The sequence below is a fragment of the Marinobacter subterrani genome, from assembly GCF_001045555.1.
GTDB lineage: Bacteria > Pseudomonadota > Gammaproteobacteria > Pseudomonadales > Oleiphilaceae > Marinobacter > Marinobacter subterrani.
Window position 1 is genome coordinate 2,499,283 of the sequence record NZ_LFBU01000001.1, and the last position, 21,874, is coordinate 2,521,156.

The window sequence follows — 21,874 nt, forward strand, 5'->3', positions numbered from 1 at the left end:
CCTGCTCGCAAAGTTCTTCGAGGGCGTCTTTTTGGTCGTAGGCCTTTTTCGTTTAGTTTGCATGAGTCACGCGGATGATTTTCAGACTGAGCGTTTTCTTGCCAGCCAAAGGCCAATCAATACGATCACCTACCCGAAGCCCCAGCAGGGCCGCACCAGCGGGAGCCAAGACGGATACATGCTCCTCATCTACCTCTGCCTGCCTCGGATAAACCAGCCTGAGCTTAGACTCGACGTCGTTGCTGCGTATTCCGGCGAACGTGACCGGTCATTCCGGGGATCGTGACCGATTTTCACACGGCCATCACACTGGAGTGGGTTTTGTACTCTGAGCGGTCACGATGGGTCAACCGATTCCGGTTTTTGTGCTTTCGCTTTTCGCAATGATTCCCCCTTTAGATTGAGTCGGTGAGCGCCGTGCAGAAGCCGATCCAGGATGGCGTCTGCCAGCGTGGCGGAGCCGATGTAATCGTGCCAGTGTTCAGTCGGTAACTGGCTGGCAATGAGGGTCGAGCCCCGGCCATGGCGGTCCTCAATCACTTCCATCAGATCCTGTCGTTGTTGCGCGGTCACCTTTTGCATGCCCCAGTCGTCCAGGATCAGCAGATCGGTTTTAAGCAACTGATTCATTAGTCGGGCATAGCTGCCATCGCCATGGGCGATGCGCAGTTGTTCGAACAGGCGCGGTACCCGCAGGTAACGAACCGAGAGGCCCTGCCGGCAGGCCTGGTTACCCAGGGCACACGCCAGCCAGGTCTTGCCACAACCTGTCGGGCCGGTGATGCACAGGTTCAGGGATTGGCGGATCCAGTCGCAGCTGGCCAGACCCGCCATGCGAGAACGCTCCAGCCCTCGTGGGTGGCGGTAATCGATGTCTTCGATGCAGGCCGGCACACGTAGACGGGCGGCCCTGAGCAGCCGCTCCAGTCGCCGGCTTTCGCGGTGCAGCACTTCACGATCCACCAACAGGGCCAGTCGTTCCTCGAACGCCAGGTCGTGGGTCTCAGGTTGGGATCGTTGTTGTTCCAGCGCATCGCACATGCCCGTCAGTTTGAGTTGGCGCAGGATGTCGAGGGTGTTTTGAGTCAGCATCAGTCTCTCCGGGATCAGTGGTAGTAGTGGGGGCCACGAACGTTGGTGTGAACAGGCAGATCGGTCAGTTCCGGCTCTTCCTCAGCTAGGGGCAGCGGGAGTTGATCCAGCCCCTGCTTTAGGATCGAGGTGATGCTCTGGTAACTGGCCGAGTTGATAGCCAACGCCCGGTCACAAGCCTGCTCAAGGCGGTCACGGCTGTAGCGACGACTGAGGTTCAGCAGACCCAGGCAGGCCCGGTAACCATGTTCCGGATGCGGCCGATCCTTGAGCTGTCCCTGCACCACATCCAACGTGGCGGGGCCGATGTCCTTGGCCCAGTTCAGGAAGCGTCCCGGTGACCAGTTCTGATGGGCCTGATGCGACTTGGGCATGTGTTCGGTCAGGGTCACGAAGCGGCTCTTGCCGTGGCGAGAATGCAAGGCTACCCGTTGTCCCTTGTGCATGACCTCAACGGACGTATCGGTCACCCGAACATCCAGCTTCACACCCACCAGGGCGTGAGGCACGCTGTACAGCCGTTTGTCGATCTCGATGTGGTAGTCAATGCCCGGTCGCGCTTTGCACCACTCGGCATAGACATAGGGTGTTGCGGGCAGAGGTCTCAGAGCTGGGCGATCCAGTGACTCGAACAAGCTCTGGCGGCTCTCGGAGCGCCCCTGGAACGGGCGCTGGTTCAGCGCCGGCAACAACTGGGCAATGGCCGAGTTCAGTTCGGCCAGGGAGAAGAACATCCGGTGCCGTAACCGGGCCAGTATCCAGCGCTCGACCAGCAGTACGGCGGCTTCAGCTTTCGCCTTGTCCTTGGGTTTGTAGGGGCGTGCCGGTAATACGGCAGTCTGGTAGTGGGCGGCCAGTTCGGCGTAGGTCTCGTTGATCTTCGGGGTATATCGATCGGCCTTGGTGACCGCTGCCTTGAGGTTGTCAGGAACCAGCAATTCAGCTACACCGCCGTAGAACGCCAGCATCCGTTGGTGGGAGGCAATCCAGTCCGGCAGGGACTGGCTCCAGGTAGCCTCGGCGAAGGTATAGCTGGACGCTCCAAGCACGGCGACAAAGACCTGAGCCTTACGCATTTCACCGGTGGAACGATCCACCACTGGCACAGTGGGGCCACAGTAATCGATAAAGATCTTCTCACCGGCTCGATGGACCTGGCGCATGCTGCGCCGCTGCCGGCCACGCCAGAGCCGGTAATGGTGGCAGAACTGGCTGTAGCGATAGGCCTTGTCGCTGTGGCGTTCTACGTACTCGGCCCAGAGCAGTTGCAGGGTCACGCCCTTGGTCTTCAGTTCCTGGTGGACCTGGAAGTAATCAGGTTCGGCAAAGCGTGCAGGTGGGGTCTTAGCCGGGAACAGCAGCGCTTCCAGTCGTACCTCATCAACATCCTCTGGCAACGGCCAGGTCACATCATGGGCCTGGGCAAGATTGACGTACTTGCCAACCACACCTTTGGAGAGACCGCAGGCGCGGGCAATGCGCTCATGGCTCAGGCCTGCTTCGTACTTGAGGCGCAAGACCTCGATAATCTGTCGCATGGAAATCCTCGCAACCGGCATCCGCTCTTCCTCGTGATAAAAAGGAAGGGGGTATGCCGGATTAAGTTGAAGAATTCCAGCGCTTTGGCAGTGGTTCCGGGGGAACGTGACCGATGATTCCGGCATCGTGACCGGCGATTCCGGAAAACAACCCGAAATCGGTCACGATAAAACGGAATGAGCGGTCACGATCGCCCGGAACAGGCGGTCACGTTCAAACGGAATGGGTGGTCACGATGGCGCGGAATACGCAGTTGCCCTCATTCATGAAATGGACCAGAGAATTCATGGGCACGGTGCCAGCAGGAAGCTTTTCGCTATCAACCAGAGTGGCTCTATCAAGCTCCTGCAAAAGCGCTTCGGGTGTAGCTTTGAACTCTTCAATTTCACTCGCGACCTCAAGCGGCTCGCCAGTTAGCTTTTGAAATGGACAGAAGCATCTTCTAGCGCCGCAAAGTCTGTTTTGCTGTGAAGTCATGATCAATGGTCAAACTCAGCAAAAGCGCGTGCGCTGACGTTGGGACAGTCCTTCGGGAGCAACAGGCTGATCGTAATGTTGGCGACGACCATATTATCGCCAGCTTTGAGACTTATTCAGAGCCTCGCTAGATATCGATAACAACAGCAGAACGAACCGGCTTGAATCGTTCACTGCATATGCTTGCGTTCACAAAAAGCGGTGTTGCCCTCGGCATCAACTCGCACATACCCCAGCATTCGTGGATGTGCCCAAAAATGTGCGCTTTGAGAGAGAGTTTCTGTACACGTTTCCATAAATCCTCGCATCCAACATTGAGGAACCGTTTCCGACCACACACCATGTCCAACACGCCATGGGGTGGACCATGAGTAATCAAAACATCTGTATTCTGAAGGATTAGGTCCCAGTGTTCGGCGATATCGCTTCCGCGTTCTTTATTGAAGGCCCAATTGAGGTGGGCCGGTGTATAGGGACTTCCCCAGAACCGCAAACCATCCAGCTCGACACCGCTGTCCCGCAGATAGACAGCATTGGTCACGACGTTTTTCGCCTGTTCTGGTTCTCTCTCGAAACACCAGTCATGGTTACCCGCGATGAGAATTTTGTGGGTATGATTCTGACGGCCAAACCAGGCATCAAGCTGCTCCAGTTCCTCCAAAGTGCCGCGTCCAAGAGCATCTCCGGCGTGTATCAGCACATCACCATCAGGAATAGAGCCAATGTGTTCATGAAAACCATGCGTATCGGAAATGCACACCAATCTCATAAGCCTCTCTTCCCTTGTTGCACCAAACTGGCTCATCAGCTCGCTTTACCGAATTCCGGGGGTGCGAATTTTAGATTTATTTCGATATCCATTGCGGCATGGTCTGCCGACGAGTCAGGAACCAACCACCCGCTGCTTCCAGATCGTCAGTTCGCAGTAGCCAAACTGAAAACGATTTTGGGTTTCCCGCCGAGCGAAGGGGATCTGCTGAGGTTGGTTAATGAGCTCGAACGACGGCTGCAGTGCTTGTTTGAGTCCTTCGAGGGTAGTCAAGGACTCGCCGTCTTTCTTGAAACCGCCTAACCAGTTTTTTCTCGGTGTCAGACGGTGATCCCAATCGTAGGATGAGGCAATCACAAGGATGCCCCCTTCATGAAGACGCGTGGACATGTCTGTCAGAAACTGCACGGGGTCATGAATACGATCGATCACGTTCACGGCCAGTATCAGGTCAAAACCAACCAACGATGCCCTAAGGTTGGACGCATCGCTCTGGCTGAAGTGAACCCTTGACGCGGTTTCGGCAAGGCTCAGCTGATTCAGATTGGCTTCCCGGTAATCGACCAGGTCGCCTTCAGTAGGGACAACATAGCGGACCTGTCCGGTTTCGGCGATCTGCCAGGCCTTCTGAATGTAATTCGCGGAGAAATCCACGCCCTCCACTGTTTCGAACAGTCGTGCGAGCTCGAAACTGGACCGACCACACGAGCAACCGATGTCCAACGCCCTGCCGCGTCGTTCTACAAAGGGGAGCAACTCTTCAACAATGTTTTGATGAAAGTTGGAAACTTCCAGATAGGTTGGACCGTAGTGGAAATCCAGTTCCTTTGAGACTGAGTTTTCGTGCTCGTAAGGGACGTATTGCTGTTTCGGCTTGGCATTCGAGGCTACATACCGGAAACCAGCATGCTGGAAAAAATGCGCCCGGAATGCGTACCGAGATGACAGTCGTGCTTCGTTTCCCGTTGAGATCCAGGACCCGCCTTTCATCAGCATGTGCTGGTTATCAAACGTAGGCGTCGTGAAATCGTCGTACAGCGGGTGGACCTTGAAGCCTTCGAAGGGGTAAGTCGGAGTTTCAGTCCATTGCCAAACGTTGCCCACCACATCAAACCAGGCACCGTGTTGGAACCAGTTGACCGGACAGGAAGACGCCCCATAGTCCAGGTGCAGATTACTCTTGGCGCGCTCATCCGCGAGTTCCTTTACACCAGCCTCGTCGACCAGTCGATACCACTCATCTTCCGTTGGCAGGCGAATCGGAGATCCGGTTTTCTCTGACTTCCAAACACAAAAGGCCTTGGCTTCGTGAAAGTTCACCTCGACGGGCCAATCCCATCTCATCGGAACCTCTTCAGCTAGCAGGCGTAAATGCCACTCACCACGCCAGACCCAAAACGTAGGATGGGAAACGTTCGAAAATTCCCGCCATTGCAGCCCCTCCTCAGACCAATACTTATCGGTGAGGTAGCCGTTATCCTTGAAGAACTCGAAAAATTCCCGATTGCTGACAAGGTACTTCGATGCCTCGAAGGATTCGACTTCGGCCTCGTGTGTCCCGTATTCGTTGTCCCAGGCGTAATACTCGGCCTGGTTATCAATGCCAAGGGTAACTGTGCCGGCAGACACGGGAAGAAGCTCGTTGCATGGCGCGTTTCCCGAATAGGGCACCGACGACCAAAGAGTATGCTTCTTTACCCGGGAGAGTTGGTGTTGACGAATCAGAACCGACGATGTTTCGAGATGAATGCGTTCGTGATCAATCCCCATGAGAATGGGCCAAAAGGCGCTATCCCAATCAATCGGCAATGACATTGGAAGGCTTCGGATGACGTTGGCGACGGTTCTTCGGACCATTCTCCGATAGGCCATCACTTCCTCCAACGGCGGCCAGTAGTAATGGGATTCGTCGAGATCGTCCCAGCTCATCTCGTCAACGCCAACCGCAAACATGGATTCAAACTTCGGATTGATTCGTTTTTCGATTACCTTCGCCAATAATAATTTATTGATGAAGAATACGGCGGTGTGACCGAGATAAAAGATTAGAGGGTGTCGCAGCTCGATGGGTTTCTCATAGAACGCCTGTTCGTCTTTCAAAAGGGTGAACAGGGATTCGTACTTGTCAAACGTTTTCAGGAACGTGTAAAGAATTTCCTTTCTCTTGGTGTCCACATGTCCTTTCACCAAATTCACAGATCTCGGGAAGAAGTCACCGTTCATTTCGGACTGAATCAAAGCACTAACTTTTGGAGCAATGGAGTTCATCGACACTAACACCTCAAAAATGTGACAGTGGCTGCCCGTCGGAAGAATCAGCATTGGACAACGACAAAAAGGCAGTTAAATCTTCAATTGAGTCGGAATGGGACCGTCACTAACTGGGAGGACGGATAAAATCAGCAAGCAGCTCAACAACGGAATCCGCCATATGGGCGCAGCGAGCGCCATCAAATGGATAGACCGTTTCAAACCCACCCTTGATACGCGACTCCAGTAACGTCTTAAGGTGTCGTCTGGAGCGGAACAGGCGTGTCTTGACGGTCATTACGGTAATACCGAGGTCAGCCGCAATGTCGGCCAACGCCATCCCTTCTGCCTCTCTGAGGACAAACACAACCCGAAGAGGACCGGGCAGTTCAGAGACTGCTGATTCGACCCATTCCCGGAACTGCGCAACACCATGTTCGTTCTCGGGAGAACGTTGCCTGGCACCTGGAAACGCTATGACGGATGCTTCCTGATGGAATTCTTCAGAGACCGAGTCGTATTCTTCGGTCGGATGACGTTTTCTCAATCGCATTCGGGCAGCATTTAACGCGATTTTGGTGGCCCAGGTTGAGAGTTTGGCATCCCCACGAAATTCGCCAATTCGGGAAAAGGCAATGAGGTAGGTTTCCTGGACGATCTCCTCGGCCTCGGCATCGTTATCCATAATACCTCGGGCGATACGAAACAGGCGTGGATTAAGCCTTCTGATTACCTCTCGCACGGCCGTTTCATGACCCTGTTTTGCGAGTTTGACAAGCTCATCTTCAGGGGTCTGTGGACCAATGGTGGACCTGGACGATAGGGAGTCGATCGAAATTTTCATAACACGACCTTGTTAGCTTGCATTAAAAATATCGCGAATCGAAGGGAATTGAGTCATTACATGTCCACTCACTCCGCCCGCACGCAGAGCAGAACTATCCCAATCCACCATTTCAGGCGTTCCAACGACGATCCGCCCAACCATAGCCGCCATTTCATGCGGCACGCAGTAATAGTCATAAACGCCAGGAACCGTCAGGGTCAGACTGAATGTCTGGTTCGGAAGCAAATAGCCACTGTCGAACGGTTTGGCAGCCTTTGGCATCCGCCGCACCCGATCAAAATACTCAGGGTGGTACGCGGTCACCGTGTGGGAATTCCCGGGGTCCTGATTGATGAAGGTGATTGTCGTGCCCGGGGCTACGGCAACGCCCTTTGGATCAAACCAAACCCTCTCACCCCTGGGTGTGCCTTGCATCTTGATAACGACCTGGCTTTCGCCAACAGCCTCAGTCACACCACTACTCAGAAGTAATAGCGAGCCTGACAATTCCAGCAATCTACGCCTTGAGCAGTTCATAGTCAGATACCCGACGGGTCGATCTAATCGGTACTTGAAAACCGTCTTACTGATCAGATGCTGTTATTTCGAAAAGGTTACACAACAAACCTACAAATATTTTGAAGCCCTACGGTCACCCTCGGCATCTCCCTGCATAACAAGGGAGGTATGCCTCAACACCCAGGCTGAGCCGGGGTTGGTTTCGCCTACTTTTCCCGTTCCATTCAAACCCAAGTAAGCGCTCTGCCTGCGATCCCAACCCAGTTCAGCCGTGTTATGCCATAGACCCTCCTTGTGCTCTCAGACAACCAAAAGGGCGACAAATCGCCGCCTATTTGGCCAACCGATCTTTGGCGCCCTTGTCGTGAAACAGCACGACATGAGCGTGCGGACTTTCCACGCCGGGATGCCCTGCGTTGTAGTAGATGTCAACAGCCGTCACTTCATGAGATCCAATAGCCAAGTCGTCGTAAGCGACACCGTTTTTCAACTCCTCAAGGGGCGTCATGTAGACAGTAGCCGACAACTTTCCATCGTGGTCATAGCTCAAGAACGGACCGGCGGGCAAAGTGTCCGGATCAACGAAAAGTGTCCCCAGACCCGGCAGGAATGCAGGCAGCGGCAACACATCACTCACCTGCACATAGGGTCCCTCCGGCGGCATTTGGGCAACCTTGTCCTCGTCATGGGCCAGTGCGCCGGCCGCCAGACTCATACCCAACAAACCGATCAGTAACTTTTTCATAGCCATTCCTCGTTCGTGATTAATTAATGTGGCAATGAACCAGATGCAGCTCTGACGAAAAGGTTTCAGGCTTTTTTGTCGGTAGCGCCATCACAGAAATGCATTAAAGCGCCCCCTCATCGTCCGTAAACGGAAGTAAAGGATGTGTCCAATAACGCGCTTGGAAAGAGCTTTGGATGGACGGTTGGGGCAACGGAACGCCCGGAAACCCTTGCGCTCGGAAAAAAGATATCCGCTATCACACATTTGGAGATGAGCGCTTCTGGACAGTCAAGCACCCTCATTAAATTCACGACGGTTGTAACCAGGGTTTGAGCACTATTTTCGCGGCAAACGACTGCCGTCTGAAATAGGTCATCTAAAGCTCCTTTCTCTCATCACTTGCTATTTGAACATCCTGCAGAAAACCCGGTAGTGGGGGATCACTCGTACTGTTCCGCCATTCTTCATCGCACTTGCTATGATACATTCAGAATAAATCTTAAAAGTGGCAACAATTATCAGCAAATCACCGAAGCTCGACGCCAGCTTTAGGTAAATTGAAAAATTGACCTGAATCAATTAGGCGCTCGATCCCTATCTCTATTGGCTTTATTGTTAAACAGGAATTTCACCGGAGCGAGCCGGGGTTGCGATCCCATTTTATTCACCTTCATTGCAATTGATTAATTAATACATTACAAATGTTTCTTTATCGGAAAACCTATGACACCCACCATTGCCGTTCTACTGATTATTACCTTTCTGCTCTCGACAGTGGGGCTGTTACTACTGATCTGGTCAATTGCCAACAACCAGTTCAGTCACGGCCAAAAATCCGCCCGAACGATTTTTTCACCGGGCGAAGAAGGTATCGGCGAAGATCCTGCAGAAGCACCACAACGACAAAAGCAGGAGCTTTCGGATGCCGAATACCGGGCGCGATATGATGCTGATCTATCGTCCAGATTGCCGACCCTCAGTTGGCTGTCTTCCAGTGTCTTCTGGCTTCTGCTTGGTTCTGCATATGGCCTGTTATCCTCTGCCAAAATGCACATGCCGGAACTACTGGCCAACAGCCAGTTTCTGACCTTCGGCCGGGTCCGCCCAATGCACCTTAATGCGGTCACCTATGGCTGGGCTTCCATGGCCGGTATTGCCATCGCGCTATTCCTCATTCCACGATTGTTCAAAACCCGTCTTGCCGGCGGGCGATTTGCCATTGTCGGTGCCGTACTCTGGAATATCGGGCTGGTACTTGGTCTTGGCGCCATCAATTTGGGCTTGTCCGACGGCAAGGAGTGGCTGGAGTTTCCCTGGCAAATCGACCTGCTGTTTGTTGTTGGGGGCGCCCTTGCGGCGGTTCCGCTGTTGCTGACGGCCAAGCTGCGCAAGGTCTCCCATCTTTACGTTACCAGCTGGTATTTTCTGGGTGCGTTGGTGTGGTTCCCCTTCCTGTTCCTTATCGCGAATCTGCCCTACACCTTCCCGGGCACTTCCGGTGCGACCGTTAACTGGTGGTTCGCGCACAACGTGCTCGGGCTCTGGGTAACGCCCATTGGCATTGGTATCGCCTACTATATGATCCCGAAAATACTGGGACGGCCGATCATTTCCTACCAACTCTCGCTGATTGGGTTCTGGTCCCTAGCGTTATTCTACAGCCAGGTGGGCATCCACCATCTGGTAGGAGGTCCGATACCTACCTGGTTGGTCACTTTGTCGATTGTCCACAGTGTGATGATGTCTATCCCCGTAATCACCGTAGGCATCAACCACCACGGCACCATGATGGGCAATTTTCATCGACTGAAAGACTCCCCTACCCTGCGGTTCGTGTGGATCGGCGCCCTGATGTACACAGTATCCTCGCTGCAGGGATCCATGGAAGCGCTGCGCAGCGTGAACGTAATTACCCACTTTACTCACTACACCGTAGCCCATGCCCACCTGGGCATGTACGCCTTCCTCAGCTTCATCCTGTTCGGTGCGGTGTATTTCATCATGCCCAGGTTGATGAATTGGGAATGGCCCTGGCGCTGGCTGATCGCCCTGCATTTCTGGCTAGTGAGCATCGGCATACTGATATATGTGGTCTCACTCACCATTGGCGGTTGGAAACAGGGCGTGGAGTTGCTGACGGCCGATACCCCATTTATGGATATTGTGCGAATGACCTTGCCTTACCTCGAGGCAAGAACCGTTGGCGGTAGCCTGATGACCGTGGGCCATATCGTTTTCGCCATCCACTTTGTTGCCATGCTGAAGCGCAAAGGCCAACTGCGGGATCAGCCCACACTCTTTCGTAATCCGGCTCGGGAGGTAAACCAATGAAGCGCGCTTTAGCAATCATGGTAGGGGCAGCGCTGATTCTGTTGCTAGCTACACTTACTCTGGTGGTTATGCCTTACCTGCAGATGTCGGCCGAAGCCGTACCGCCGGACCTCCAACCCTACACCAAGCGGCAGCTGGCAGGGCGGCAACTGTACATCGCCAATGGTTGTGTATACTGCCACAGCCAGCAGCCCCGGGACCCATCGTTCGCCAGTGGAGACAAGGACCGGGGCTGGGGCCGCCCATCGGTGCCTGGCGATTATTTCTACGACACGCCGCATCTGTTAGGCACCATGCGCACTGGGCCAGATCTGTTCAACATCGGCGCCCGGCAGCCCAGCAAGGACTGGCATCTGATCCACCTCTATAACCCGCAGGCAGTCGTCAAGGACAGCATAATGCCGCCCTACCGGTTCCTGTTCCGCTGGGTCCGGTCGGTTGGTGAAGATGATCCCGTCGTCCGACTGCCAGAGCCCTACGCCCCCGAAGAAGGCTACATCGTGGCCACCGAACAAGCGTTGGCGCTGGTGGATTATCTGCTGGCCCTGGATCACACCTATCCGGCGCCGACACTGCCGGAACCTGAAAACACCCAGGAGTAACTGCCACCGTGACAACCAACAACGAACATGCACGCCAAAGGGAGAATCCAGAACCCGAGGAAGGGCTCCGGAAAACGCCGATTATTGTCCTTTTGTGGATCGCAATACTAATTGTCTGGGGTGTGGGCTATTACGCCTACAACATTGGCAAGCCATTATTGGGGGGTGACAGCCGCTCAGCACCAGCGCCCAGGACCAGCATCGAAGGAGACGGCACCGAAAGCGGAATCAACGGTAAAACCGTGTTCAATGCCCAATGCGCCGCCTGTCACCAGGCCAACGGACAGGGCATACCGGGGACTTTCCCGCCACTTGCCGGCAGCGAATGGGTGGTTGCCACGCGGGATATTCCCATTGCCATTGTCCACGATGGGCTTCAGGGCCAAATCGACGTAAAAGGTCAAACTTACGACGGCATGATGCCCGCGTTCAAGGGCACTCTGAGTAATGAGGAGATCGCCGCAGTGCTCAGCTATGTGCGCCAGGAATGGGGCAACCAGGCCGAGCCGATCACGGGCAAGCAGGTGGGAGAGCATCAAGCCCGCGTGGGCGAGCGAGGCCCCTGGTCAGCCGGCGAACTGAAGGAGACCTACCAGGCACCTTGATGTGAACACGGCAAACGCGGCAGATAATCAACAACCAGACGAAACGATCCTATTCGTACGGGGCATGTACTGCGGCAGCTGTGCAGCTGCCGTTGAAAGTCTGCTAAAGCGTCAGCCGGGGGTGCTGGATGCGGCCGTCAACTTTGCGGCGGGCACCGCTCTGCTGCGCTGGGATACGGCCAGAACCGGCACACAAAAGCTCGCCAAGGTAGTTCGTAGACTCGGCTACCGTCTGCATCAGGCACCACCGGATGCCAATAGTCAGGGCGTCGACCAGGCCAGAAAAAAGCTCCAGTGGCGCCTGGCCACCGCCGTGGTGTTTGGTATGTGGTGCATGATGCCTGCATTGCTGGTTTATCTGGCACCGCTGGGGCTGGTAGAACCGGAAGCCACCTGGCCATTAGCTCTGGCCAGCGGGGTGTTTGCCTTACCTGTCATCACTTATTCCGGCTCCCATTTTTACCGGGCGGGCTGGCGTACACTGAGGATGGGCGTGCCAGGCCTGGATACCCTGATCACCTTCGCCGTTGCGGCGGCCACCCTTTTGTCGGTCTGGCGCCTGATGCAGGGTGAGAGCCACGTCTACTTCGATGCCGCTGTCATGCTGGTCACCTTTCAGCTGGTCGCACGATTGCTGGATACCAACGTGCGACGGAAGGCCACGGACGTTATCCATCACTACCTGGCCAGGAGTAATGGCCGTCTGGTCACCCTGGATGACGGCTCCAGCCGGAAACTCCGAGCCGATGAAATTGCCCCGGGAACCCGAATCATTCCCGAAGCCGGACAGCCGCTGAGCCTGGATGGCTACGTCGAGGCCGGCAAAGGGTTGGTGGACTTCGCGCTGATGACCGGCGAAAGCGAACCTCAAGTGGTCGGGGCCAGCGACCAGCTTTTTGCAGGCTGTGTTCTGATTGAGGGAGACCTCCGGCTTCGGGTGACCGCCAGCGTCGGGCAGCGACGCCTCGACAGCATTACCCGCTCCATCCACAGTCTGCTCTGCCGGAAAACAGCCTTGCAGAGATTAACCGACCGCATCGCCAGGGTACTTCTGCCGACCGTTATCCTCGCGGCTCTGGCCTCTATCCTGCTGGCCGAATTTCAGGGTGAGTCAATCACCGAAGCACTGGCCCGAGGGCTGGGAGTACTCATCATCAGTTGCCCCTGTGCCCTGAGCCTGGCTATTCCGCTAGTCATCATCATAGGCTATGCCAGACTAACGAATCGGGGAATACTTTTGCAGGATCCCGCCGCATTTGAGCTGGCAGCAGATATCCGCGTGGTGGTCTTCGACAAAACCGGGACACTGACTACAGACCGACCAACCATTGCCGCACTAATTCCTGAACCTGGCTGGTCCCGGCAGACTCTATTACAGCTAGCCATCAACGCACTGCAGGGGTCATCCCATCCAATCGCCCGCGGTCTGGCCTCTGAGGGCACGCCCAGTCTGCCACCATCAATAGGGACTCGATCAACAGTACATGGTCAGGGTAGCTGGTGGCAGCTGGGCGACCACAGTGTGCTCGCAGGCCGCAGCGAATGGTTGCAGAATCAGGGCGTTCCCATACAGGATCCACCAGACAGCGGTATGAGCCTTCATATGGCACTTGACGGACGATATGCAGGACGGATTGATTTTCGGGAACGATTAAATCCCGAAGCGCTCGCACTGGTTCAGAAGTTAAAAGCCAGCGGAATTGCTGTTTATCTCTTAAGCGGTGATACCCGCAACTCTGCCCTGAAGCTCGCTGAGCACCTTGAGATACCGGCATCAAGAGTGATGTCGGAATCCTCGCCGGAAAAGAAACTGGCCTTTATCGAGAATCTGAAACGCTATTACCCAACTGCCTTCATTGGCGACGGGTTCAATGATGGATTGGCACTCAGCTCTGCGAGTATCGGCATCGCTATTAACTCGGCAACCGAGTTAGCCCAATCTGCTGCGGCTGTAAAACTGACTGGTGGCCTCAGTGGGGTAGCCGACATTATTGACTTTGCCAGGAATGCCAAAAGGACAATGCGTCAGAATTTAGTCTGGGCCCTGGCCTACAACGGCCTGGCGTTACCGTTAGCAATCACCGGCCTGGTTCAGCCTGTTATTGCGGCAATTGCGATGTCGTTAAGTAGCATTTGCGTGCTGGTCAATAGCTCTCGTTTAACGATTAGCGATACATCATGGTATTCGCGGGAGTCTTGAAGCAAGCTTTAAGGTTGAGCCCTTTGATTCGACTCCACAGGTCATCACACCCAACAGTCGCCTGACTATATGGGCTAACCTATATCCATGTCAGCAACGGCGACAGCTTCCTGCTCCAGGACCGTACCGGGCTCTTTGGCTTCCTAGACCGCGTCGTTATCGACGCGTTAACCGGGCGGGCTCTTGAGTACCAGCCCGGCAAAATGGCGCCACATGCCCAGACTAGTAAAGAGCCAGCTAGCCAGTGCCAGCCAGAATGTCACGGCGGGTATTGCCAGGAGAAACGGGGTTCCCAGGGCATCAACCAGCCGAAGAGTACCGGTGGTGTACATGGCCAGTGGGAAGACCATGCTCCACAGTTGCGGCTCATACTGCAGCCGGTGACGCTTCATGATATGTCGCCAGAGCATGAGCCCTATCAGGAGGGGAATCCACCAGGTGGCGATAGACCAGAAAAACAGAGTGAATCCGCGAAGAAACGGCAGGAAATCCGCCAGCAGGGTCCCCTCCTGCCCCCGGATGATCAGTGTGGAGCCGGCCAGGGTGGTAATCGCCACGGCACCCATATTGATCCAGTAGGGTGGTCCCAGGGTTTCAGCACTCAGGCGGAGGAACGTCAGCCGGTAGAAAATCAGAGTGATAATGGCCAGGTAAAGCATGCAGCCAATCAGGAACATGCACAACGCAAAGAACAGCCGGAGGTCCTCCGGCCCGGTCCAGGGAACCAGCGCCGTCAGAATTGCCACGGCCTGGGTACTGACTGCGGCAAGCAACCAGGCACCGTTGATGCCGACATCCAGGGTCGGCTTGTTTTCCCGGGTGGTAATCGCGAGAAAGAACAGATACATGACCAGCACCCAGAGCACCACCCCAATCCACCAGAACGCGGCAGAGGCCATGCTCCATCCCAACAGCATCTGGAATTCCACACCGAGGATGCAGTTGCCCGCCACCAGGGTAAAAAAGCCGGGCCCCCTGGCGTGGTCCATCATATCCATGACAATCAGCCGCGGGTACCAAATAGCTCGAATCGCCGTTAACAGAAACAGGACGCTGTACGCCAGACAATTGGAGGCCAACAGCAACAGCGCCAACACCCGGTAACCCAGCATATCGGCGGCCACGGAAGTGGCGCCGGTGGCCATCACAACGGCGAAATACCCCGGAAAAAGCTCGGCGGCGGCGGTCTGAATCAGTCTCCGCAGCCGGAGGGCGCCCTGGAATTTTGTGGTCACCTCAAATCCTCAGCCATCCGGATACAGAGTTCGGACAGCGGTCTGTGGTTGGCGGAATTGATATAAAATAGCACATGGCTTGCGACGCCCGGAGTCCATGTTCTATTCTAGGATTAAGATATACAACAGATACTGCTTAAAATACCAGGCCCTTGCTACTTTCTGACCTGACGTTTTCCAAAGGGAGACAAACATGAAACAGGACACAGCGAAGGAATTCACAGTCAGACTGTTGCGATACAATCCGGAACAGGATGAAGCCCCTTACAACCAGGATGTCACGGTGGGCTCCGAGTTCCGGAACCGCATGGTACTGGACGTACTGGAGCATCTGAAAACGCGCGATACGACCCTGTCTTTCCGGCGCTCCTGTCGGGAAGGCGTTTGCGGCTCCGATGGCCTCAGCATGAATGGCCGCAACGGCCTGGGCTGCATCACCCGGGTATCCGACATCCTGGGTAGCCGGGACACCCTGGAAATCCGGCCATTGCCAGGCATGCCGATCATCCGTGACCTGGTCGTGGACCAGTCCCTGTTCTTCAAACAGTACGAACGGGTACAGCCCTGGCTGATCAATGATGACCCCGAACCGGCCATTGAGCGCCTTCAAAGCCCGGAGGACCGGGCAAAGCTGGATGGACTTTATGAGTGCATCCTCTGTGCCTGCTGCACCTCCGCCTGCCCGTCATGGTGGTGGAATCCGGAAAAGTATATCGGGCCATCGGGATTGTTGCAGGCATACCGGTTTTTGGTGGATTCACGGGACACTGCCACCCGCGAGCGCCTGGAGAAACTTGAAGACCCGTTCAGCGTATTTCGTTGCCGGGGCATTGGCAACTGCACGGCATACTGCCCCAAGGGACTCAACCCGATGAAGGCCATTGGGCGGATCAAAGCCATGCTTGTTCGTGAACAGGTATGAATATTTATGGCCGATAACCGCTCAAAAGCGCAATCCACGCGTATTATTCATAACCGTCGCCACCGGGATGTCTTTGGCAGTCCCTATTCCCCGGTCTATAACACCACCACCTACCGCTTCCGCGACAGCGAAGCGCAACTGGACGTTATCGAAGCGCGAAGGCCGGGCCATCTCTACACCCGGTGGGGAACCAATCCGACCATTCAGGAGCTTGAGCAGGGCCTGGCAGCGCTGGAGCTGGCCGAGGCAGGACTGGCCTTTGCGTCTGGCATGGCAGCCATTTCCGCAACCATCCTTGCTCATGGTCAACGCGGAGTTGTCTGTGTTGGTGATGTCTATGGCGGCACTCAGGAGCTACTGGCCAATCACTGCCGGCCCCTGGGCATCCCGGTCACCTTTCTTCTTCAGGCCAATGCAGAGGAACTCAAGGCCTCGTTAATCAGGCCCGGCATGCTTGTGTTCTGCGAAACACCAGCAAACCCCACCCTTGCCATTATTGATCTCCGGGCCATAGCGAGGATTGCCCACGAACAGGGGGCATTGCTTGCCGTTGACAACACCTTTGCCTCACCCATAAACCAACGGCCGCTGGAACTGGGTGCGGACATTGTTGTTCACAGCGCGACCAAGTATCTGGGTGGTCACAGTGATCTTACCGCCGGTGCCCTGATGTCGACGGCACCATTGAGTGAAGCTGTTGCCGCCTGGCGAAAAAACCTTGGCCAGTTACTCTCACCGGAGACGGCAGCTCTGCTCTCCCGGAGCCTCCGCACCCTGCCCGTGCGAATCCGGCAACACAATGAAAATGCCATGACGGTTGCACAGGCTTTGGATGGGTACCCCGGCGTCACCCGTGTTCTCTATCCTGGTCTACCATCCTTCCCGGGACACCAGCTAGCAGCCGAACAGATGAGTGGCTTCGGCGGAATGATGACAATCGAAGTCACTGGCGGAGGGGAAACAGCCACAGCCGTTGCCGATAACCTGCAAATTTTCCTCCTGGCAACCAGCCTTGGTGGCGTAGAAAGCCTGGTCAGCCAACCTTCCGTTACCAGTCATCATGATATCGGTAAGGCAGAAAGGGAGAAACGGGGGATCACCGACGGCATGCTTCGACTATCCATTGGCCTTGAAGATCCCTCAGATCTGATTGCGGACCTGCAACAGGCTATAGCCACTGCCAACAGCTCGATGCCGCAATGATTTAAATCATTACACCAGGCACCAGTTGATTTATCTTCAAGAACACAAACCTGCGCTTTGTTAGCCTGAAAAGACATGTTTTCTTTTCGAGGATGAGCGATGGCAGACGATCCCCACAGCCCTGACTGGGACCCCCGGTCTGATGAGGTTCTGAGTGACCAGATACGGGCCTATGATACCATGCGCGCCCAATGCCCCGTTGCCTGGAGCGATTACCAGCACTGGACGTTATTCAGGCATGAGGATGTTATGCGGGTACTGGAAGATCACCAGACATTCAGTAGCGCGGCATCCAGCCATCTTTCCGTCCCCAATGGCATGGATCCGCCCGAACATACCCCCTATCGAAAGGTCATCGAGCCCTATTTCTCTCAACAGGCAATGAGCCAGTTTGAACCAGCCTGTCGCAATATTGCGCGTATCCTTGTCAACAATCTGCCTGACCGCCAGCCATTCGATGTGGTCGAAACATTCAGCAGAGCCTTTGCCCTGCAGATACAATCCACGTTTATGGGATGGCCCGACTCCCTTCATGGACCATTGAGAGAATGGGTACTGAAAAATCACCGGGCCACCCTTGCCAGTGACCGACAGGCCATGGCTGAAGTTGCCCATGAGTTCGATGGCTATATTCACGATCTGCTGGAAACCCGACGCCAGGCCGGAGCCAACGCCCCAAGAGACGTTACCACTTCATTGATGGAAGAGACCGTCAATGGTCGACCTATGAGCGATGAAGAACTCACCAGCCTGATGCGCAACTGGACTGTAGGTGAACTGGGCACCATCAGCTCCAGCGTATCGATTCTGCTCAGTTACCTGGCAGAACATCCGGACCTGAGACAAAGCCTTGCCAACGATACCGTTGCCCTGCCGGACGCGATCGATGAAATACTTCGCATTGATGCGCCCCTGATATCTAACCGCCGGATTACCACCCGGTATGTGGAGATTGACGGAAGACCTATTCCCACAGGGGAGAAAATCACAATTCTGTGGGCGTCCGCCAACCGGGACGAGAAAGTTTTCGGCGACCCCGATGCGTTTTGCCCACATAAGAACCGTGACCATAATCTGCTTTATGGCGCAGGCGTTCACGTCTGCCCAGGGGCACCTCTGGCCAGGATGGAGCTCCGGGTGCTGATGAAGGAGTTTCTTCGCGCTGTCGACACACTGGAGCCTGCGCCCGGGGATCGGCCTGAACGGGCGGTTTTCCCGACTGGAGGTTTCAATTACCTGCCGATGGTCATCCGTAAACGATAAGCCAGGCCAGCGGAAGCAGCGCCATGGAAGGGTGAATTGCTGCATCTGCGGATTCTGTAATTCTCCAATTTGGGGTAAAGTTCTGGTTCAAGAGCGGAACCCACAATCGAGGAAATCCGATGGATAAACATGACAGCGAACTCCCCAAAACCTTCGTTGCCTTCAGCGAACGATTTCCAGAGCTTCAACAAGCGCACAAGCAGCTCGGCAAAGCCCTTGCCGATGCCGGCCCTCTGGATGAAAAAATGCGCGCTCTGGTAAAGCTGGGCGTTTGCGTGGGTGCGGGTCGTGAATCTGCGTTGAAATCCCACGTTCGACGAAGTCTGGAACTCGGCCTCACACGCGAGGACATAGAACACGCGCTGGTGCTGGGTATGAATTCAACAGGCTTTCCAGCGACGGTCGCCGCTTGGCAGTGGGCTCAGGAAGCGCTCAGTCAAGAATAACGTTTTTTTCAACAGATCAAGCGGCTCACGATCGCTTGGTCTTGACGACATGCGATCAGGTGATTCCAGGCGGCTCTTGAGGGCCGCCATCACACATTTATTTCCAGTAGTCGTTGGCCTCGGCCACGGTCTGAAAATGCACAGCAATTACCTCGGAGGCATGAATAAGTGCCTTAGCATCCTGCGAATACTCGGCACGCTCACGGAAGAGTATCTCTTTATTAGGCTGCGTACTTTTCACTCCCATCCTGGATAGTTTGATGGCCAGCTCAAAACCTTCTTGAGGTGTATCAGTAACCAGACTCGGCAGCCACGTGTCTGCCTTCTTATTTTCTTCCGCTTGTGCCGCAAACGGCATACTCAGAATCAGGACTGCACAAACTGCCAGAATCCGTTTTCCTGGTTTCATTACAATTATCTCCTTGGCCCTCATCAGTTTGTTGGCCTCTTTACGAGGCTCTTCCAGTAATGAACCACATAATACATATATTTTCAATGACTCTTTCAGGGCGAAAAAGCTTCCCCAGGGAAGCAGTCGCTCTCATGCCCCCCAGACTGACTATACAGAGACCAGCCGCCTCAACCGGCTCATCACATCCAGGTTGTTGGCTTCCATGGCCTCCAGTGCTTTCAGCGCCTCTTCCGGGCGATTACCGTGGTGCGCCTTTACGGCTTCAATAGCATACACGTGCACCAACCGGTGAGGCTCCTCAATGGCTTTGAAATCCATTCGGCCGGCGTACTGTTGATTACCGTCGCCCTGGTAGTACCACTGGCCGAGCCGGCATTCGGTTTCTGATGGCAAGGTATCCGCGGTTCGGTCGGATAACCCGGCCAGGATCTGATACACCGTGAGTTTGATTTCCAGTTCTTCCAGGTTGGCCAGTTCAATTTCCGCCATCAGGGCAGCGTTGCCCAGAGCCGTGGATGAATTGCCCGCAAGATCGATTAACGACATCAAACGGTCCCGGGCGGCTCCGGCTTCTTCGGCAAGCTTGTTCATCTCTTCACTGCTGGCCTTGCTGGCTCCGGAAACTGCGGACGTCTGACCGCGGATTCGACCGATAGCTTCGTCGATTTCCCGGGTGGCTTCACCGGCCCTGAACGCAAGATTGCGAACTTCCGTTGCCACCACGCTAAATCCCCGGCCATGCTCGCCGGCCCGGGCGGCTTCGATACTGGCATTCAGGGCAAGAAGCGAGGTCTGGTCAGAGACGCCGTCAATGACATCCACCAGTGAGGTTATACTTCCGGTTTCTGCCTCCAACGCTTCCATCTGCCCCGCAGAATTCACTACCCTCTGGCGGGCGCCATCCAAACGCTGAACCAGCATTGTCATGCCATCCCGCACACGGGCGGATTCATCGCGGGTTTTCAGGGCTTCACTGCGGCGGGAGCCTAGCAAATCTGATAGATCACTGAACGAACCCTTGAGCTCAGTCAGCGACGAACCGAATTGGCCGAGACCGGCCAACAGCCGGTGGCCAAGCATAAGTTCCGAGCGTGTTTCTGTCAGTGATCTGCGCTCCTCCTCCAGCTCTGCTTCCAGCCTGCGGTTTTGCTCACTGGCTTCTGCAAATGCCTTGTTTAATGCCGACAGCTCCGCTTCCAGCGCTTCCGCACGCTTTGTGGACGGCCAAAAACCCATACTGCTGCTCCAATCCTTCATATTCATTTATATTTTATACATGTTTTAGACTGAAGCAGTAAGGATTTGTAACAACAAACCCTCAGAATGCCGTCAATGCCGAGCATGGACGGGGTTAGAGCTGGCCGTCCAGGATATAATCCCGCAGCGCTGCAGCGTTGTTGTGCTCGGTATCCTTAGCAGCAAACACCAGCGTCATGCGCTCGTGTTCATCAAGCAGCTGCCGGAGTGTGCGCAGATCCTCCGCGGCATCATCGGACTGAAGCTCTTTCAGGTAGCGCTCGCAGAACTCCGGCCATTTATCCGGATCGTGACCGAACCATTTCCGCAACTCAGTAGAGGGCGCCAGCTCTTTCAGCCAGTGGGCAATGTCGGCATCTTCCTTGGCCACACCCCGAGGCCAGATGCGATCCACCAGTACGCGAGGGCCGTCTGAGCGGGCGGCGGTGTCATAGGCTCTTTTCAGGCGAATTTCCATAGGCACACTCTCCGATGTGTAAGTGGACTTCCCAGCCTACTCCCGGATATCCAGGGTTTCAAAGAATGGCGTGAGTGTATTCTGTACCCACTGCTTGTCTTTCGCACTCAGGCGCCCTGCCCCTATGGCGTCATTCAGCATCTGATCACTGCGGGCGATCTGCACCGCAAACCGGCGCACGCCCTGCTCCGCCAGCCGCTCCCCCACGGCAATCACCTGCTCCGGTGACTGCAGGGCACCATGCCAGGTCATCCGGCATTCGAAGTCCACGCCGGCCTTTTGCAGTGCGGAGATAGCCGCCCAGCTCTCCTGCCCGGAATGGCGGTTGGTGGTGGTGGTTTCATAATCTAAAGGCAGCGCCTTGATATCCAGTCCCACCCAGTCCAGCCAGGGCAACAGCGGCTCCAGCAGCTTCAGGTGCGGGGCACCGGTGTGCAGTCCGTTGCGAAAACCCAGTTCGCGGGTTTGCTGCACGGCCGGTAGCAGGGCTTTCTGGATAGTAGGTTCGCCGCCGCTGAATACCACTGCGTCCAGTAAACCCTGCCGGCTTTTCAGGTGCCGGTGGGCTTGTTGCCAGGTCATTTTTTCATCACCGGCTTCCAGTGGTATAAGATGAGGGTTATGGCAGTAATGGCAACGCCAGGGACAACCCTGCAGGAACAGGGTTGCCGCTAGGTGTTGCGGATAATCGACGGTGGAGAAGGCGGCCATGCCTCCGATCACCAGGTTATCCGCAGTCATT

The 21,874-nt window shown here is 55.3% G+C and carries 22 protein-coding genes; 8 read left to right on the plus strand and 14 right to left on the minus strand.

The genetic code is table 11. From position 1 onward, the window contains the following. Positions 1–52 precede the first annotated feature (52 nt). The 9 genes from msub_RS22555 to msub_RS11700 form a co-directional block, all read right to left on the minus strand. Positions 53–250: a GreA/GreB family elongation factor gene (locus msub_RS22555; protein ID WP_082146474.1), complete on the minus strand. Its 198-nt coding sequence runs from the start codon at positions 248–250 to the stop codon at positions 53–55. An 86-nt stretch (positions 251–336) separates the two neighbouring features. Next, a complete protein-coding gene (gene istB, locus msub_RS11665) occupies positions 337–1,092 on the minus strand; it encodes an IS21-like element helper ATPase IstB (RefSeq protein WP_036202190.1) in 756 nt (251 codons plus the stop codon). Between the two features lie 14 nt (positions 1,093–1,106). Then, positions 1,107–2,651 (minus strand): IS21 family transposase, encoded by a 1,545-nt coding sequence (gene istA / locus msub_RS11670; protein ID WP_197083768.1) that lies wholly within the window; start codon positions 2,649–2,651, stop codon positions 1,107–1,109. A gap of 193 nt (positions 2,652–2,844) precedes the next feature. Further along, positions 2,845–3,108 carry a hypothetical protein gene (locus msub_RS21585; protein WP_156182756.1) on the minus strand — a complete coding sequence of 88 codons (264 nt, stop codon included), beginning with the start codon at positions 3,106–3,108 and terminating at the stop codon, positions 2,845–2,847. A gap of 127 nt (positions 3,109–3,235) precedes the next feature. After that, complete coding sequence (locus msub_RS11680; RefSeq protein ID WP_227506713.1) at positions 3,236–3,913, minus strand: metallophosphatase domain-containing protein; 678 nt, start codon at positions 3,911–3,913, stop codon at positions 3,236–3,238. A gap of 78 nt (positions 3,914–3,991) precedes the next feature. Continuing rightward, positions 3,992–6,145 carry a 5-histidylcysteine sulfoxide synthase gene (gene ovoA / locus msub_RS11685; RefSeq protein WP_048496178.1) on the minus strand — a complete coding sequence of 718 codons (2,154 nt, stop codon included), beginning with the start codon at positions 6,143–6,145 and terminating at the stop codon, positions 3,992–3,994. A 109-nt stretch (positions 6,146–6,254) separates the two neighbouring features. Beyond that, the gene (locus tag msub_RS11690; RefSeq protein WP_048496179.1) at positions 6,255–6,971 is read right to left on the minus strand and encodes an RNA polymerase sigma factor; all 717 of its coding nucleotides are present in this window, start codon (positions 6,969–6,971) and stop codon (positions 6,255–6,257) included. Positions 6,972–6,983: 12 nt separating this feature from the next. Then, positions 6,984–7,427, minus strand: a complete 444-nt coding sequence (locus tag msub_RS11695; protein ID WP_197083824.1) for a plastocyanin/azurin family copper-binding protein — start codon at positions 7,425–7,427, stop codon at positions 6,984–6,986. 376 nt (positions 7,428–7,803) lie between these two features. Beyond that, positions 7,804–8,217: a hypothetical protein gene (locus msub_RS11700; RefSeq protein WP_048496181.1), complete on the minus strand. Its 414-nt coding sequence runs from the start codon at positions 8,215–8,217 to the stop codon at positions 7,804–7,806. Between the two features lie 705 nt (positions 8,218–8,922). On the opposite strand from msub_RS11700, the gene msub_RS11705 reads away from it, so the two are divergent. From msub_RS11705 to msub_RS11720, 4 genes are read left to right on the plus strand one after another with little or no spacing between them, the layout of a single operon-like run. Then, the gene (locus tag msub_RS11705) at positions 8,923–10,530 is read left to right on the plus strand and encodes a cbb3-type cytochrome c oxidase subunit I (RefSeq protein ID WP_048496182.1); all 1,608 of its coding nucleotides are present in this window, start codon (positions 8,923–8,925) and stop codon (positions 10,528–10,530) included. Further along, entirely contained in the window at positions 10,527–11,132 is a 606-nt protein-coding gene (locus msub_RS11710; protein WP_048496183.1) for a cbb3-type cytochrome c oxidase subunit II, read from the plus strand. The genes msub_RS11705 and msub_RS11710 overlap by 4 nt, the downstream gene beginning before the upstream one ends. An 8-nt stretch (positions 11,133–11,140) precedes the next feature. Further along, the gene (locus msub_RS11715) at positions 11,141–11,737 is read left to right on the plus strand and encodes a c-type cytochrome (protein ID WP_053077955.1); all 597 of its coding nucleotides are present in this window, start codon (positions 11,141–11,143) and stop codon (positions 11,735–11,737) included. 1 nt (position 11,738) lies between these two features. After that, the gene (locus msub_RS11720; RefSeq protein WP_048496184.1) at positions 11,739–13,937 is read left to right on the plus strand and encodes a heavy metal translocating P-type ATPase; all 2,199 of its coding nucleotides are present in this window, start codon (positions 11,739–11,741) and stop codon (positions 13,935–13,937) included. Between the two features lie 167 nt (positions 13,938–14,104). On the opposite strand, the gene msub_RS11725 is transcribed toward msub_RS11720, so the two are convergent. Beyond that, complete coding sequence (locus tag msub_RS11725; protein WP_197083825.1) at positions 14,105–15,172, minus strand: tellurite resistance/C4-dicarboxylate transporter family protein; 1,068 nt, start codon at positions 15,170–15,172, stop codon at positions 14,105–14,107. 193 nt (positions 15,173–15,365) lie between these two features. Here msub_RS11725 and msub_RS11730 point away from each other — a divergent pair, with 193 nt between their 5' ends. The 4 genes from msub_RS11730 (at position 15,366) to msub_RS11745 (ending at position 19,006) form a co-directional block, all read left to right on the plus strand. After that, positions 15,366–16,094 (plus strand): succinate dehydrogenase iron-sulfur subunit, encoded by a 729-nt coding sequence (locus msub_RS11730; RefSeq protein WP_048496185.1) that lies wholly within the window; start codon positions 15,366–15,368, stop codon positions 16,092–16,094. A 6-nt stretch (positions 16,095–16,100) separates the two neighbouring features. Then, positions 16,101–17,297, plus strand: coding sequence for a trans-sulfuration enzyme family protein (locus msub_RS11735; protein WP_048496186.1), 1,197 nt, complete (start codon positions 16,101–16,103; stop codon positions 17,295–17,297). Between the two features lie 99 nt (positions 17,298–17,396). Then, positions 17,397–18,560, plus strand: coding sequence for a cytochrome P450 (locus msub_RS11740; protein ID WP_048496187.1), 1,164 nt, complete (start codon positions 17,397–17,399; stop codon positions 18,558–18,560). A 119-nt stretch (positions 18,561–18,679) separates the two neighbouring features. Then, entirely contained in the window at positions 18,680–19,006 is a 327-nt protein-coding gene (locus msub_RS11745; RefSeq protein ID WP_048496188.1) for a carboxymuconolactone decarboxylase family protein, read from the plus strand. A 97-nt stretch (positions 19,007–19,103) separates the two neighbouring features. On the opposite strand, the gene msub_RS11750 is transcribed toward msub_RS11745, so the two are convergent. The 4 genes from msub_RS11750 to msub_RS11765 form a co-directional block, all read right to left on the minus strand. Then, positions 19,104–19,415 carry a hexameric tyrosine-coordinated heme protein gene (locus tag msub_RS11750; protein ID WP_197083826.1) on the minus strand — a complete coding sequence of 104 codons (312 nt, stop codon included), beginning with the start codon at positions 19,413–19,415 and terminating at the stop codon, positions 19,104–19,106. 150 nt (positions 19,416–19,565) lie between these two features. Further along, positions 19,566–20,654 (minus strand): methyl-accepting chemotaxis protein, encoded by a 1,089-nt coding sequence (locus msub_RS11755; RefSeq protein ID WP_048496189.1) that lies wholly within the window; start codon positions 20,652–20,654, stop codon positions 19,566–19,568. Positions 20,655–20,769: 115 nt separating this feature from the next. After that, the gene (locus tag msub_RS11760) at positions 20,770–21,132 is read right to left on the minus strand and encodes a DUF488 domain-containing protein (protein ID WP_048496190.1); all 363 of its coding nucleotides are present in this window, start codon (positions 21,130–21,132) and stop codon (positions 20,770–20,772) included. 36 nt (positions 21,133–21,168) lie between these two features. After that, positions 21,169–21,873 carry an anaerobic ribonucleoside-triphosphate reductase activating protein gene (locus tag msub_RS11765; protein ID WP_048496191.1) on the minus strand — a complete coding sequence of 235 codons (705 nt, stop codon included), beginning with the start codon at positions 21,871–21,873 and terminating at the stop codon, positions 21,169–21,171. Between the last annotated feature and the right edge of the window lies 1 nt (position 21,874).

What these genes read in the sequence shown, in the direction of transcription:
- msub_RS11755 (WP_048496189.1), bottom strand. Translation starts at nt 20,654, where the DNA reads ATGGGTTTTTGGCCGTCCACAAAGCGTGCGGAAGCGCTGGAAGCGGAG.
- msub_RS11750 (WP_197083826.1), bottom strand. Translation starts at nt 19,415, where the DNA reads ATGAAACCAGGAAAACGGATTCTGGCAGTTTGTGCAGTCCTGATTCTG.
- msub_RS11690 (WP_048496179.1), bottom strand. Translation starts at nt 6,971, where the DNA reads ATGAAAATTTCGATCGACTCCCTATCGTCCAGGTCCACCATTGGTCCA.
- ovoA (WP_048496178.1), bottom strand. Translation starts at nt 6,145, where the DNA reads ATGAACTCCATTGCTCCAAAAGTTAGTGCTTTGATTCAGTCCGAAATG.
- msub_RS11705 (WP_048496182.1), top strand. Translation starts at nt 8,923, where the DNA reads ATGACACCCACCATTGCCGTTCTACTGATTATTACCTTTCTGCTCTCG.
- msub_RS11680 (WP_227506713.1), bottom strand. Translation starts at nt 3,913, where the DNA reads ATGAGCCAGTTTGGTGCAACAAGGGAAGAGAGGCTTATGAGATTGGTG.
- istB (WP_036202190.1), bottom strand. Translation starts at nt 1,092, where the DNA reads ATGCTGACTCAAAACACCCTCGACATCCTGCGCCAACTCAAACTGACG.
- msub_RS11735 (WP_048496186.1), top strand. Translation starts at nt 16,101, where the DNA reads ATGGCCGATAACCGCTCAAAAGCGCAATCCACGCGTATTATTCATAAC.
- msub_RS11700 (WP_048496181.1), bottom strand. Translation starts at nt 8,217, where the DNA reads ATGAAAAAGTTACTGATCGGTTTGTTGGGTATGAGTCTGGCGGCCGGC.
- msub_RS11730 (WP_048496185.1), top strand. Translation starts at nt 15,366, where the DNA reads ATGAAACAGGACACAGCGAAGGAATTCACAGTCAGACTGTTGCGATAC.
- istA (WP_197083768.1), bottom strand. Translation starts at nt 2,651, where the DNA reads ATGCCGGTTGCGAGGATTTCCATGCGACAGATTATCGAGGTCTTGCGC.
- msub_RS11710 (WP_048496183.1), top strand. Translation starts at nt 10,527, where the DNA reads ATGAAGCGCGCTTTAGCAATCATGGTAGGGGCAGCGCTGATTCTGTTG.
- msub_RS11760 (WP_048496190.1), bottom strand. Translation starts at nt 21,132, where the DNA reads ATGGAAATTCGCCTGAAAAGAGCCTATGACACCGCCGCCCGCTCAGAC.
- msub_RS11745 (WP_048496188.1), top strand. Translation starts at nt 18,680, where the DNA reads ATGGATAAACATGACAGCGAACTCCCCAAAACCTTCGTTGCCTTCAGC.
- msub_RS21585 (WP_156182756.1), bottom strand. Translation starts at nt 3,108, where the DNA reads ATGACTTCACAGCAAAACAGACTTTGCGGCGCTAGAAGATGCTTCTGT.
- msub_RS11740 (WP_048496187.1), top strand. Translation starts at nt 17,397, where the DNA reads ATGGCAGACGATCCCCACAGCCCTGACTGGGACCCCCGGTCTGATGAG.
- msub_RS11765 (WP_048496191.1), bottom strand. Translation starts at nt 21,873, where the DNA reads ATGACTGCGGATAACCTGGTGATCGGAGGCATGGCCGCCTTCTCCACC.